The 12,317-nt window shown below is 67.6% G+C and carries 16 protein-coding genes and 1 pseudogene; 11 read left to right on the top strand and 6 right to left on the bottom strand.

Features of this window, described 5'->3' with window-relative positions; genetic code table 11:
* Positions 1 to 33: 33 nt before the first annotated feature.
* A complete protein-coding gene (locus G6N35_RS07135; RefSeq protein ID WP_163803621.1) occupies positions 34 to 222 on the top strand; it encodes a hypothetical protein in 189 nt (62 codons plus the stop codon).
* Here the strand turns inward: G6N35_RS07135 and G6N35_RS07130 are convergent.
* Complete coding sequence (locus G6N35_RS07130; protein ID WP_163803620.1) at positions 219 to 728, bottom strand: nuclear transport factor 2 family protein; 510 nt, start codon at positions 726 to 728, stop codon at positions 219 to 221. The genes G6N35_RS07135 and G6N35_RS07130 overlap by 4 nt on opposite strands.
* Positions 729 to 762: 34 nt before the next feature.
* On the bottom strand, positions 763 to 1,218 hold the full coding sequence (locus G6N35_RS07125; protein ID WP_163803619.1) for an SRPBCC family protein: 456 nt from the start codon (positions 1,216 to 1,218) through the stop codon (positions 763 to 765).
* A gap of 32 nt (positions 1,219 to 1,250) precedes the next feature.
* On the opposite strand from G6N35_RS07125, the gene G6N35_RS07120 reads away from it, so the two are divergent.
* Positions 1,251 to 1,625: an SRPBCC family protein gene (locus G6N35_RS07120; RefSeq protein WP_322790586.1), complete on the top strand. Its 375-nt coding sequence runs from the start codon at positions 1,251 to 1,253 to the stop codon at positions 1,623 to 1,625.
* Here the strand turns inward: G6N35_RS07120 and G6N35_RS07115 are convergent.
* Positions 1,612 to 2,430, bottom strand: a complete 819-nt coding sequence (locus tag G6N35_RS07115; RefSeq protein WP_163807528.1) for a polysaccharide deacetylase family protein — start codon at positions 2,428 to 2,430, stop codon at positions 1,612 to 1,614. The two genes, G6N35_RS07120 and G6N35_RS07115, sit on opposite strands and share 14 nt — an antisense overlap.
* 140 nt (positions 2,431 to 2,570) lie before the next feature.
* On the opposite strand from G6N35_RS07115, the gene G6N35_RS07110 reads away from it, so the two are divergent.
* Together G6N35_RS07110 and G6N35_RS07105 are read left to right on the top strand one after the other, a co-directional pair.
* Positions 2,571 to 3,452: a TIGR03854 family LLM class F420-dependent oxidoreductase gene (locus G6N35_RS07110; protein ID WP_163803618.1), complete on the top strand. Its 882-nt coding sequence runs from the start codon at positions 2,571 to 2,573 to the stop codon at positions 3,450 to 3,452.
* A 64-nt stretch (positions 3,453 to 3,516) separates the two neighbouring features.
* Positions 3,517 to 4,527, top strand: a complete 1,011-nt coding sequence (locus G6N35_RS07105; RefSeq protein WP_163803617.1) for a DUF4331 family protein — start codon at positions 3,517 to 3,519, stop codon at positions 4,525 to 4,527.
* Here the strand turns inward: G6N35_RS07105 and G6N35_RS07100 are convergent.
* The gene (locus G6N35_RS07100) at positions 4,524 to 5,084 is read right to left on the bottom strand and encodes a chorismate mutase (RefSeq protein WP_163803616.1); all 561 of its coding nucleotides are present in this window, start codon (positions 5,082 to 5,084) and stop codon (positions 4,524 to 4,526) included. The genes G6N35_RS07105 and G6N35_RS07100 overlap by 4 nt on opposite strands.
* A 13-nt stretch (positions 5,085 to 5,097) precedes the next feature.
* Positions 5,098 to 6,156, bottom strand: coding sequence for a S1C family serine protease (locus tag G6N35_RS07095; RefSeq protein WP_163803615.1), 1,059 nt, complete (start codon positions 6,154 to 6,156; stop codon positions 5,098 to 5,100).
* A 152-nt stretch (positions 6,157 to 6,308) separates the two neighbouring features.
* Between G6N35_RS07095 and G6N35_RS07090 the strand changes: the two are divergent.
* The 7 genes and pseudogenes from G6N35_RS07090 to G6N35_RS07060 form a co-directional block, all read left to right on the top strand.
* Positions 6,309 to 6,509, top strand: a pseudogene (locus G6N35_RS07090) (hypothetical protein); the annotation flags it as partial.
* A 211-nt stretch (positions 6,510 to 6,720) separates the two neighbouring features.
* A complete protein-coding gene (locus tag G6N35_RS07085; RefSeq protein ID WP_170313166.1) occupies positions 6,721 to 7,575 on the top strand; it encodes a cyclopropane mycolic acid synthase family methyltransferase in 855 nt (284 codons plus the stop codon).
* A 187-nt stretch (positions 7,576 to 7,762) separates the two neighbouring features.
* The gene (locus G6N35_RS07080; RefSeq protein ID WP_163803613.1) at positions 7,763 to 8,266 is read left to right on the top strand and encodes a hypothetical protein; all 504 of its coding nucleotides are present in this window, start codon (positions 7,763 to 7,765) and stop codon (positions 8,264 to 8,266) included.
* On the top strand, positions 8,266 to 8,835 hold the full coding sequence (locus tag G6N35_RS07075; RefSeq protein ID WP_163803612.1) for a lipoprotein LppJ family protein: 570 nt from the start codon (positions 8,266 to 8,268) through the stop codon (positions 8,833 to 8,835). Before G6N35_RS07080 ends, G6N35_RS07075 begins: the two co-directional genes overlap by 1 nt.
* A gap of 114 nt (positions 8,836 to 8,949) precedes the next feature.
* Positions 8,950 to 9,309 (top strand): ferredoxin, encoded by a 360-nt coding sequence (gene fdxA / locus G6N35_RS07070; protein ID WP_163803611.1) that lies wholly within the window; start codon positions 8,950 to 8,952, stop codon positions 9,307 to 9,309.
* Positions 9,310 to 9,556: 247 nt separating this feature from the next.
* Positions 9,557 to 10,750, top strand: coding sequence for a DUF7159 family protein (locus tag G6N35_RS07065; protein WP_163803610.1), 1,194 nt, complete (start codon positions 9,557 to 9,559; stop codon positions 10,748 to 10,750).
* Between the two features lie 160 nt (positions 10,751 to 10,910).
* Complete coding sequence (locus tag G6N35_RS07060) at positions 10,911 to 11,666, top strand: L,D-transpeptidase (RefSeq protein ID WP_163803609.1); 756 nt, start codon at positions 10,911 to 10,913, stop codon at positions 11,664 to 11,666.
* Here the strand turns inward: G6N35_RS07060 and G6N35_RS07055 are convergent.
* Entirely contained in the window at positions 11,663 to 12,313 is a 651-nt protein-coding gene (locus tag G6N35_RS07055) for a sterol desaturase family protein (RefSeq protein WP_163803608.1), read from the bottom strand. The genes G6N35_RS07060 and G6N35_RS07055 overlap by 4 nt on opposite strands.
* Positions 12,314 to 12,317 lie beyond the last annotated feature (4 nt).

Raw genomic sequence — 12,317 nt, 5'->3', positions numbered from 1 at the left:
ATTGAGCCGTGCTCAGGTGGGAACGCTTGGGCCATGGCTACCTACCGCGTGATCGACCCCAAAGGCAATGTCGCCGAGAGCAAAGACATCGAGAGTGCCGAGGACGCGCACGCCTGGTTCGCCGACTCGGCCGGCAACTACCACGAACTGGGTTGGCGCATGGAAGTCGAACATGACGGCCAGTGGAGCTTCTTCGACAGCAGCGAGGGCAGCCCCGACTAGGAGACCGGGGACTCCCAGCCCATCTTGCGGGCGAAGGTGATTGCCTCCTCGGAGGCGGTGCCGATTTCCTTGCACCGCTGGATGTAGCCGCGCACCATCGGCACGAAGTTCATCGGGTTGTAGGCGTCCTCTTCGTAACTCCACAACCCGTCACCGGCGTACTTGAGCACCGAGATGTTGGGCTCCTCATGGATGCTGCCGTCACCGGGATCGCGCATCCGGTTCTGGAATTCGCAGATGACCCAACCCTTCTGCTCGTCGATCGAATGCCAGGTCGACGGGTAGAACGGCATCTCGCTGCCGGGAAACGTGCTCATGGTCTTGACGATCCAGGCCCGGATCTGTTCGCGGCCGGAGAACCTGCCGTAGGAGTGCTCGACGTAGGTGGCGTCCTCGGTGAACTGGTCGGCGAAGCGGGCCCAGTCCCACGTCTCGCCGATGCCGACGACGATCTGCTTGTGTGCGGCGAAAGCCGACTCCAATTCGTTGCGCGACCACTGACCCATGCAGCGGTTCTATCAAACCCGAACGGTGTGCGGGTTAGGTTTTCTCGACAACCGCTTTGATCCGCTCCAGGGTCTTGCGCATGTCGCGCACATTGCGCCGCCCCCGCAGGTAGCCGGCGAACAACCAGAACACCCGCATCACCGGTGAACTGTTGAGCCGGAACGACTCTGTGACATCGGTGCCGTCGCCGCTGGGTTCCAGCCGGTAATGCCAGTTGTTGAGGGCGCGCTCACCGGCGAGCACCGCGAAGCCGAACTCGCGGCCCGGCTCGCACGCGGTGACGCGACACGTGGTCCAGTAGACCGGTCCGATCTCGTTGCGGCGCACGTGGCCGCGGAACCTTGCGCCCAGCGCGGGACCGGTGGCGCCGTCGAGCCATTCGGCCTCGAACACCTCCGGCGAGAAACGGCCGGTGTTGCCGACGTCGGCGATGAGATTCCAGATTGTGTCGGCCGGTGCGGCCATGTGCACGGTCACGGAGCCTTCCATGGCGCGATCCTAGGCGGCGTAGCGTCGATCGTGTGCGTATCGACCGGTACATCGACGCGCCCGCAGCCGTGGTCTGGCAGATCCTCGTCGACCTGGACGCGTGGCCGCAGTGGGGTCCGTCGGTCGCCTCGGCGGTCCTCGATGACGGCGCCCGGCGGATAGCCGCGGGCTCGACCGGACGGGTCACGACGGCGCTCGGTGTCGAAATGCCCTTCCGCATCACCGAATTCGAGCCAGGCAGACGCTGGGCGTGGGCGGTGGCCGGGGTTGCGGCGACGACGCACACCGTCACCGCAGAGGGCGACGGCTGCCGGCTGAGCTTCGGGGCGCCGTGGTGGGCCACCCCGTATCTGGCGGTGTGCGCGGTTGCCCTGGCGCGGATCGACCGGTTGGCTAGGCCGAGGTGACGTGTGGGATCTCCGGCTGCAGGAACACGTCGTTGAGGGTGACGGTGCGCAGATTGCGGGACCGGATGATGTCCACCAACGCCGGGTAGACATGGGTCACGGGCAGGTGGTTGAGGTGCCCGATGACGACGTTCTGCGGGATGAAGTACTGGTCGGCCATTTTGACGATGTAGTCCTCGGTCACCTGCACCGAATCGGCCAGCGAGCCCGACCACATGGTGGGCACCCGGTAGCCGAGGTCGGCGGCGATCCCGTCCACCATGTCGTTGTGGCTGCCGTAGGGCGGCCGGAAGTACGGGGTGGCATCGGCGCCATAGGTGTTGCGCAGGAACTGATCGTTGCGGCGCAACTGGTCCTTGATGTCGTCGGCGCCCAGCGTGGTCAGGTCGGGATGCGACCAGGTGTGGTTACCGAGCTGGATCTGTCCGGAGTCGACCAGCGGGCGCAGTAGCGCGGCGTTGTCGCGCCACGAGTCGTAGACGCCGTTGACGAAGAAGGTCAGCCGGATACCGGTGTCCTTGGCCAACTGGGTATAGGCGCGAACCACCTCGGTGTTCACCCCGTCATCGACGGTCAGCGCGAGCAGGTCCCCGTCACCGGGCAGTTTGGCCAGTTCGCCGCCGCCGGGCAACGGTATGCGCGCGGTGACGGGCGGCGGCGGTAGCAAGGGGGCCGCGCCGACCGGCGGGGGCGGGGGTGCCTGGGCCGCGGCCTGGGTGCCACTGCCCGAGATCCCGATCGTTCGCGATGCTCCCACCAGTGCTGCTGAGGCCAGCAGGCCGACGACGAACTGGCGTCGGGTCACCTCAGGCACTAGTCCCACCCGTCACACCAGTCACACGCTCAGCGTAGGTGCCGCGTACCGGGAAAAGCGGGAACCGCGTGCCTGTGTCGCCTGCGGATCGGCTGTGCGTCGGGGTCACGTCACCGGCTAGCGTGGGTGAGGTGAAGATCCGGTTCGGCGTCAGCCTGGGTACCGGCACCGCCGTCGACGCACTGCCGCACCTGGTCGACCGGCTCGAAGCAGCAGGCGTCGACTCGCTGTGGTTCTCCGAACTGGTCTATACCGACGCCGTCGACCCGTTCGCCGGAATGGGTTTCACGCTCGGGCGCACCTCCCGGCTCAAGGTGGGCACATCGGTGGCCGTCCTGCCGGGGCGCAACCCGGTCCTGGTGGCCAAACAGCTGGCATCGCTGGCTGCGCTCGGCCCCAAACGGGTGCTGCCGGTGTTCGGGCTGCGACCGGCCAACGCCGCCGAACGCGGCCTCTTCCCGGTGCCCGCCGGCCAGCGCGCCGCGGTGTTCGACGAGGCACTCGAGCTCATGCGGGCACTGCTCGGCGGTGCGGAGGTGACCTTCGACGGTCGCTTCTTCCAGGTACAGGGTGCGACCCTAGGTATCAGTCCGCAGACGCCGGTGGATATCTGGTTGGGCGGGTCGGCGCCGGCGGCGTTTCGCCGCATCGGTCGCCTGGCCGACGGCTGGCTGGGCAGCTTCCTGACTCCCGCGGAGGCCGGCGCCGCGCGGGTGGCCATCGAACGGGAGGCCGCCGCAGCGGGCCGCCGCATCGAACCGGACCACTTCGGTCTGAGCCTGGCAGTCGGTGACGGTGACGTGCCCGAGCCGGTGATCGCGGCGGTGCGGGCGCGCAGGCCGGACGCCGACCCCGCCGATCTGCTGGCCGCCGACTGGGCGCAGTTGCACCGCCAGCTCGACGGAATGATCGCCGCGGGCCTGACCAAGTTCGTGATCCGACCGCTGGGCGCCACCCCCGCCGAAGAATTCATCGACCGTTTCGTCCAAGAACTGTTGCCGCGCCAGAACTGATCGGGCACAGTGCCGAGTGCACGGTAGGTTTGTTGATACCGGAACTGCCCATGAGGAGCTGTCGATGTCGAATCATTTCACCGGACTGAGCCTGGGTCCGCCGCTGGGCGATCAGCGGTTGGATCTGTGTGATCTGTATGCCTTCCCGTCGCCAGCCGACCCGGAGCGCACGGTGCTGATTCTCAACGCCAACCCGAATGCCGATGCGCTGCACCCGGATGCCATCTACCGGCTTGCCATCGACAACGACGGCGACCTGCGCAACGACATCGCGTTCAGCTTCGTCTTCTCCGAGCCGCAGGACGGTGCGCAGACCGTCGACGTGTTCATGGCCGTCGACGACGAAGCGGAATCGCCGGAAGCAGTGGGGGAGAAGATCTTCTCCGGTGTGCAGGTGTCATTCGGGCAGACGCCCAACGTCGTGCAGTCCGGCAGCATCACGTTCTTCGCCGGGGCCCGCAGCGACGCCTTCTTCTTCGACTTCGACGGGATCAAGAATCTCTTCGACATCACCGGCGGCCGCAACTTCACCGCACCGCATCTCGGAGGCACCTCCCCGTGGACCGGGGTGGACTCCAACACCGAGGCCAACGTCTTCTCCATCGCCATCGAGCTGCCGACCGCGCAGCTCGGTGCCGATCCCGACATCCGGATCTGGGGCCGCTGCAGCCTGCGGCGCGACGGCGAACTCGTCCACGTCGACCGGGCCGGGCACCCGTCGGTCAGCAGTTTCTTCAACACCGACGAGACCAAAGAGGAATACAACGCCAGCGAGCCGATCCACGACCGGGAGCGCTGGATCGGCCAGTTCATCCACCTGATGGGGCACACCGGCGACTACACCCGGGAAGAAGCCATCGAGGCGATCGACACCGAGGGCACCCTGCCGGACATGTTGACCTACAACCCGTCGAAGCCCGCGACGTATCCCAACGGCCGGGTGTTCACCGATGACGTCATCAACTACCGGTTGGCCTTCCTCACCAAGGGCGACTGCCCCCCGACCGGGCTGTCACCGCACACCGACACCCTCGACGTCTTCCCGTATCTAGGGCACCCGCACCCGGCCGACTAGCCTGCCGGGCAATAGGACCGGGTGGCCACGTCGAGGGCCGCTCGGTAGAGGTCGTCGAGGCCGCGTTCGGCGGCGACGGCGGCTTTGGCGGCGGCCAGGTCGGCCGCGCACTGCGGTGACTGCAACACCGGCCACTGTGCGCCGATCTGGTCCACCATTCGGTGGTTGAGCCCGTCGATCACCGCGCGTGACGCCGACAGGTCCGGGGCCACCGATGGCGCGGTGGCGGGGTCGAACTTCCACCCGGCGAAGCGGCTGTACTGGATGCCTTCGGTCGCGTTGATCTGGTCGGTGAACACCCTCTTGGCGTAATCGGTTGGTACACCGCCCTTTACGGCCTCGGCCGCGACCTGGTCCAGCACCTGCCCGACGCGGGCTGGGTCGGTGATGGGCCCGCCGCTCAGCCATTTCGAGGCTGCAACGGGATCCGCGGTCGCAAGCCGCTGCGCCGCCGCGTCGATCAGGTCGTGCAGCGGGTCGCCGGGGTCCGCGGCTGCTGCGGGGACCGCCGCCAGTGTCGTCGTCAGGATCGCGGTCGCCAGGACCGTCAGCCTCATTCTCATGCGCCGGTCAGCCCACCGGGCCGCTGGCCAGCGTGATCGGCGCACTGCGCGGGGCGCCTGTGCGGTCGAGCCAGCTCAGGGTCACCGTGTCGCCCGGGTGGTGGGCATCCATCACGTCGGACAGAGTGGAAGCCGAGCTGATCGGCACACCGTCCACCGCCGTGATCACGTCACCGCTCATCAGGCCGGCGCGGCGCGCCGGGGTGTCCGCGAGCACCTGGCGCACCACCGCGCCGCCCCCGTCGTTGGCGTCGGCGATGCCGACACCGATGAACGCGGTATCGCCGACGTGGATACCCGGCGCCCCGGTGCGAATCTGGTTGGCGACGCCGAGCGCGCGGTCGATCGGGATCGCGAAGCCCTCGCCGCCGCGGACCCCGCCCATCCGGTATGTCAGTGTGGCAGCCACGTTCACGCCGACCACCTGACCGGCGCTGTTGACCAGTGGGCCACCCGAATCGCCAGGCCGGACATCGGCCGCAACGCGGATCAGATCACTGAGTTCCCTTGCGCCGCCGCCTGATTCGTCAGAGGCGCGCACCGAGGCGCCGATCTGGGTCACGGTCCCCGGAGCGTAGCTGGGTGCGCCGCCCGCGCCGCCGGCATTGCCGATCGCCGCGATCGGGTCGCCAACGGCCACCGACGACGAGGTGCCCAACGCCGCCACCGGAAGATCGGTGGCACCACGCAGTCGCACCAGGGCGATGTCGTTGGTCCGGTCGTAGCCGATGACGTCGACGGGGTAGGTGCGACCGTTGGCCAGGCTGGTGGCCTTGATCTCGGTGGCGCCCTCGATGACATGGTTGTTGGTGAGCACTTCGCCGCTGGGGTCGAGCACGATGCCGGTACCCGCGCCGACCGCACCCTGGTAGTCCAGCGCGGTGTTGATGTCCACCAGGCCCGGGGTGACCTGGCCCATCACGGCGGACTGATCCAGCGGAGCCTGTGGCGGCGCACCAATCGGGGTCGCCTGGGCCGGGGCCGCCAACAGGCCTCCGACCAGGACGAGCGCGGCCAGTACCGCCGGCAGGCGGTGATCGCGACGGAGTGGATGCTGTGCGTCCATGACTCAACTCTGCCTGAAAAGTGACCCAGATGGCAGCAACCCGCCCCGATCGTTGCTGGCCGAACCGATCGTGTTTCGTGGGTCACACATTCGGGCAATCCAGTACCGCGCCACGACGAGGCGCGTTCCAGCAGGGCAGAACGGATGCGAATGTGAACAGCTCGGACGGCTCCACCCAGGCCGCCGGACACCCCGACGGCGCCGGTCACATCGAACCGAATGACGAGGCCAAAGCCAAGGCCAAAGAGATGGCCAGGGCCTACGAGGACCGGCCGACCGTCGTGCTGCCGGGCTCGGACAACACCGTGAGCGGTACTGCGGTCAACGACTGGCTCGACGACGACGGTAATCCAATTTACGGACGCGACAACACTATCCGCGATCCACGAGAAAGCTGACAAACCCCTGACAAGCACTTTGCTCGGCTGGGGCGAGGCTACGGGCTCCCGTAAACTCGGCCCGGTACGACACGAGGGGAGTGCGGCCGGTCTCGCGGGGGTGGGTCGGTACGAGACGCAAGAACAGGACACACCATTGTCGAAAACGCCCGCAAACACCACCCATATGGAGCCGCACTTCGACGACGTGCAGCACCACTATGACCTGTCCGACGACTTCTATCGGTTGTTCCTGGACCGGACCCAGACCTACAGCTGCGCGTACTTCGAACGCGATGACATGACGCTGGAGCAGGCCCAGATTGCCAAGATCGATCTCGCGCTGGGCAAGCTGGGGCTACAGCCCGGGATGACCCTGTTGGACGTGGGCTGCGGTTGGGGCGCCACCATGCTGCGCGCCGTGGAGAAGTACGACGTCAATGTGGTGGGTCTGACCTTGAGCAAGAATCAGGCGCTGCACGTCCAGCAGTTGTTCGACGAATCCGGGAGTTCGCGATCCAAGCAGGTTTTGCTGGAGGGCTGGGAACAGTTCGACGAGCCCGTCGACCGCATCGTGTCGATCGGCGCTTTCGAGCACTTCGGCTACGACCGGTACAACGCCTTCTTCGAGCGCGCTTTCAACCTGCTGCCGTCTGACGGAATCATGTTGCTGCACACCATTGTTCAGGGCGCCACCGACGAGTTCGGCCAGCGCAACCTGCCCATCACCATGCGGCACCTGAAGTTCTTCAAGTTCATCATGGACGAGATCTTCCCGGGCGGGCGGCTGCCCAGCGTCGGGCTGGTCGAGGAGCACGCCACCCGGGCCGGCTTCGAGGTGGCCCGGGTGCACCCGCTGCGTCTGCACTACGCCAGGACACTGGAGATCTGGGCCGCCGCGCTGGCTGCCAACGAGGAAGAAGCGGTGGCGCTGCAGTCCCGCGAGGTCTTCGACCGCTACATGAAGTATCTGACCGGCTGCGCCGAGCTTTTCCGTGACGGCTACACCGACATCTGCCAGTTCACCCTGGCCAAGGGCTAGAAGTGGTCGCAGCCAGCCCTTGGCCTCCCCCCGGGTGAACCAATCGGGTGCATCGCCGTCGCATCCCCCTGGTGCGCCTTCACGCGATGTCCGTCTCGACGGTATCCGGTCGGGCCGGCGGTAGTCGCGGGTCCAAAGGCGCAAGCGGCAGGGCCGTTGGTCCTCAATCCGGTGTTAGCATCCGCCGATGATGCGCGCGTTCGCTGTGGTGGGGGCGGTGTCGGCGCTGGCGTTCTCGGCCGGATCCGCCTCCGCCGAGAGCACCCAGTACCTCCTGCCGTTCTGCTACGACCCCAGCCAGCCCGTTGCGGAGCGGCCGCAGCGGGTGGTGTACGGCTGCGACGCGACCAGTGTCATGGAGAACATGACGTGGACGGCCTGGGGTGCCGATGGGGCGCGCGGCACGGGGACCGACGACGCCGTCGAGTGCCAGCCGAACTGCGCCCAGGGGCCGCGCCTGGCCAACCCGATCGTGGTGCACGCCTGGAACCCGCTGCCAGCCCAGGAGCCGGGGTGCCCCGGGCACGTGCTGTTCTATTCGGACGTCACCGTCGCCTACCCGGCCGGTGTGCCGCCGTGGGTGGTTCCGGGCACCACCTGGACCTCCGGTGTGGACTACACCTATGTCGACGGCATGCCCGCCGTGCACTTCTCCGGTCAGCACCCGTACAGCTGCACGCCGCCCAGCTGATGTCCACGTCGAGCACCCTGCGCTCTGGGCCCGCGATCCTGCTGATCGCGGCGGCGTTGGGGATGTCGCTGGTGCTCGGTATCAGTTACCTTGTGCTGCATACCTTCCGGGAGTCGCGGGGGGCGGCGGTGGAGCCGGTCGCCCATCCAATGACCGACGTGCAGTCCAAGGCGCAGGTGCTCGGCCCGGCCCGCGACATCGTGTCCGCGGGGCGGCTGTCCGGTGCCTCGGGGACCTATCTGCTGATGAGTTGCCAGAACGCCGACGACCCGCCGTATCAGGGTGCGATCTACCTGAACTTCGATGTTCCCGGGGTGATGGGTACGCCGAAGTTCTTCGCCGCGATCGCTGCAGCGATGCGGGCCGAGGGCTGGCAGGAGGCGCTGCCGCCGAACCGCCACCCCGGTGGGCGCGCGCTGACCCGCGAGGGCGTCACGATCATCTACTTCCGCAACGACGACACCTCGACCCGCGGCACGATGCAGATCTACGGCGAGTGCCGCAACGTCACCGACCACCGGCTGGACACCACGGGCTGGGTCGATATCACCCCCGAGTTGCGCCCGTAAGCCCCTGACCTGCACCGAACATCATTCGTCCCGGGAAATTGGGGTCTTTGGTCCCCGGCGTGCCGGGCCTTGTATCCGTGTCTGGTACGAACGGTTACAGATAGACTTGCGGTCATGACCTACGTGATCACCAGTGCGTGCGTTGACGTCAAGCACAAGGCCTGCATGCAGGAATGCCCGGTCGACTGCATCTACGAGGGCGACCGGACCATGTACATCAACCCCGAGGAGTGCGTCGAGTGCGGCGCCTGCAAGATCCTCTGCGAGGTCGATGCCATCTACTTCGAATCCGATCTCCCGGATGAGGAGAAGCAGTTCCTCGCCGACAATGCGGCCTTCTTCAACGAGGTCCTGCCCGGCCGTGACGCCCCGATCGGAAGCCCTGGCAGCGCAAGCGATTTCGGTCCGGTTGGCGTCGACACCCCGATGGTGACGGCACTGCCGCGAAACGAGCACGCGCCCGCGAGCGTCTGATCGGGTTCGGTTCGCCGGCGCCGCAGCGGCGCCGGCGACGACTGAGCTGTGCAGCGTTATCGGATCGAGCCCCGCTCGTTGCCGCCCCGCGGCCATTCGCCGGTATACGTCACTGCGGGTAGGCTCCACGGAGGTCGAAATACCCGCGTTGGCGCGGTTGGCGTTTCCGACGCACTCAGTATCGCAGCCCGGCGCCCCGGTGCCTGGTGCGGCAGGCGCCGGACGTGGGTCGGGAGAGGAGCGCTTCTTGGACACCGTCCTGGGTCTGTCGATGACACCGACCACCGTGGGGCTGGTTCTGGTCGAAGGCGACGGAGGCGACGGGGCGACCAAGAACCACGACGCGTTCGAGGTTCGTCGGGGCGGGTACAGCCCGGTGACCACCTCGGAATTCGTGGCCGAAGCGCTGTTGCGTACCCAGGCCATCGCCGGCGGGCAGCAGCTGCAATCCATCGGCGTGACGTGGAGCGACGACGCGGCCGTCGAAGCCTCGCTGTTGCTCGATTGGCTGGCCGACTCCGGTTTCCACAATGTCGTGCCGATCCGGCTGCCCGAGGCCACCGAGGCGTTCGCGCGCGGGATCGGCCAGGTGATCGATTCGCAGGTCACCGCGGTGTGCGTGGTGGAACCGGATGCTGTCGTCGCGCTCGTCGTCGACACCGTCACCGACACCACCAACAGTGTGGTGAGCTACGAACTGGAGACCGAGCAGGACCTCATCGGCTGGCTGGCCGATGTCCTGGCGCACGACGGCTGGCAGGCCGACAGCCTGGTACTGCTGGGCTCCGGGGACGAACTCGACCAGATCGCCAGGCAACTCGAGCAGGTGCTGGGCATCCCGGTGTTCGCGCCGGCCGAGGCCGAACTGGCGTTGGCCCGTGGTGCCGCGCTGGCCTCGGTGAACAGCGTCGGACTGTTCGACGATCCGCTGTTCGTCGTGCCGGAACGCCCGCAGCGCCGGCGCCCGCTGGCGCAGAGCGCGCCGGTGGCGATGCTGATCGGCGGGGTTCTGACATTCGTGGTGTCGGCTTCGGCCGCCGTCGGCCTGGCCGTGTTGCCCACGGGCGACGCCGTGAGCACCGCCCGCCCCGTGGTCACCACCGCCGAGACGCCCGTCGTCAAGCCGGTGAACCTGCCCGTGGCACCGCCGCCCCAGCTGGCCCCGGCGCCGGAGCCGGAGCAGGTGCCGCTTCCCGCGCCCGCCCCCGAGGTCGCCCCGGACCCCGCCCCTGAGGTGGCCATGACCGAGGATCCCGCCGCCGCGGTGCCCGCCCAGGCTCCCGCCGACGTGCCCGCTGCGCCGCCCGTCGCCGATCCGGCCGCGCCTGCGCCGGCGCCCGCGGCCACCGACCCGACCGTCCCGCCGGTGTCCACCGAGAAGCCGTCGCTGCGGACCCGGATCCTGGAACGGCTGTCCGGTCTGCGCGACGGCAACGGATAGCTGCCGGGTAACGACCGGCTTGGTTTCGCTGATAGATCTACGTGGTAGGTGTGCGGCGTCCGCATTCTGACGTTATGGCACGTACCGCGCACGTTCCCGGCCCGATGCGCGGCCAGGAATTAGACTGTGACTTTGCTGATCTCCACGAGGACGGGAGCCAATGGTCAGAGCAGTACGTCGAGCACTTGCCGCCGCGGGAATCGCGGTGCTGGCCCTGACCGTGTCCGCCCCGGTCGGCAGCGCCTCGGTGGCCCCGTCGTTCGGCGGGGTGACGGTCGCTTCGGTCCAGCCCACCAACGGGCAGGTCGTCGGAGTGGCGCATCCGATCGTCGTGACCTTCACCGGTCCGGTCGCCGACCGGTCGGCCGCCGAACGCTCGATCACGGTGACCGCTCCGGCGCAGTTGTCCGGGCGCTACGAGTGGCTCGACGACAACGTGGTGCAGTGGGTGCCCGACCAGTACTGGCCGGCTCATTCCCAGATCACCATGATGGCCGGCGGTGTCCCGCGCAGTTTCGGCACCGGCGCCACCGTGCTCGGGGTGGCCAACATCTCCGCGCATACCTTCACCGTCAGCATCGACGGTCAGGTCGTCCGCCAGATGCCTGCTTCGATGGGCAAGCCCAAGCACCCGACGCCGGTCGGTTCGTTCACCGTGCTGGAGAAGCAGGCCTCGGTCGTCATGGATTCCCGCACCATCGGCATCCCGCTCAGTGACCCGGAGGGCTACAAGCTCACCGTCGCCGACGCGGTGCGCATCACCTGGGGTGGGGTCTACGTGCATTCGGCACCGTGGTCGGTCGGATCCCAGGGCTATGCCAACGTCAGCCACGGCTGCATCAACCTCAGCCCGGACAACGCCGCCTGGTACTTCGACCAGGTCAACATCGGCGACCCGGTCGTCATCAACGCCTAACGCGCTACGTCGACCGCGGCGTGCAGGTTCTTGGCCGTCGGTGAGGTCGGCACCTGCGCCGGGTCGGGGTAGGTACGCAGCACCCGGTCGGCAGTTCCCGGTGTGGTGACGCCGAACCAATAGTGCTCGTTCTTGAAGTGGTGCAGCCGGTGATCGCGCCAGATCGCCCGGTAGACAACGCCTCTGGGCTTGTAATCGGTGTGGATCAGGTAGTGGCACCATTCGTAGAGCAGGCCGAAGGCCAGGATGGTCACCAGGAACGTCAGCCCCATGGCGGTTCGGGGGAAGGCCAGCAGCGCGATCAGCAGGGCCGAGAACAGTGCGCCGATCAGCGACTGCAGCGGAATGAACACCAGTGGGATGTCGCGGGGTGCGACGTGATGCTCGCGGTGCTTGCGGGCCAGGATCGGGTCCACCACGAACCTGCCGACCCGGCGCGGACGCCAGTGCAGGACGACGACGTGGATCAGCCATTCGAAGAACGGGAACACCGCCGCCGTCGCCACCGGAACCAGGATGTCAGTGGGCTGCCAGTCGCCGACGGTGACCCGGGCGATCAGCGCCGCGGCCAGTGCGCCACCGAGGATCCAGGGGGTCCGATGGCGCAGGAACTCGTGTGCCGCATCGGCCAGGGTCATCCCGCGCATGAGT

Source organism: Mycolicibacterium anyangense, assembly GCF_010731855.1.
Lineage (GTDB): Bacteria > Actinomycetota > Actinomycetes > Mycobacteriales > Mycobacteriaceae > Mycobacterium > Mycobacterium anyangense.
This window is presented reverse-complemented; position numbering and strand designations above follow the sequence as displayed.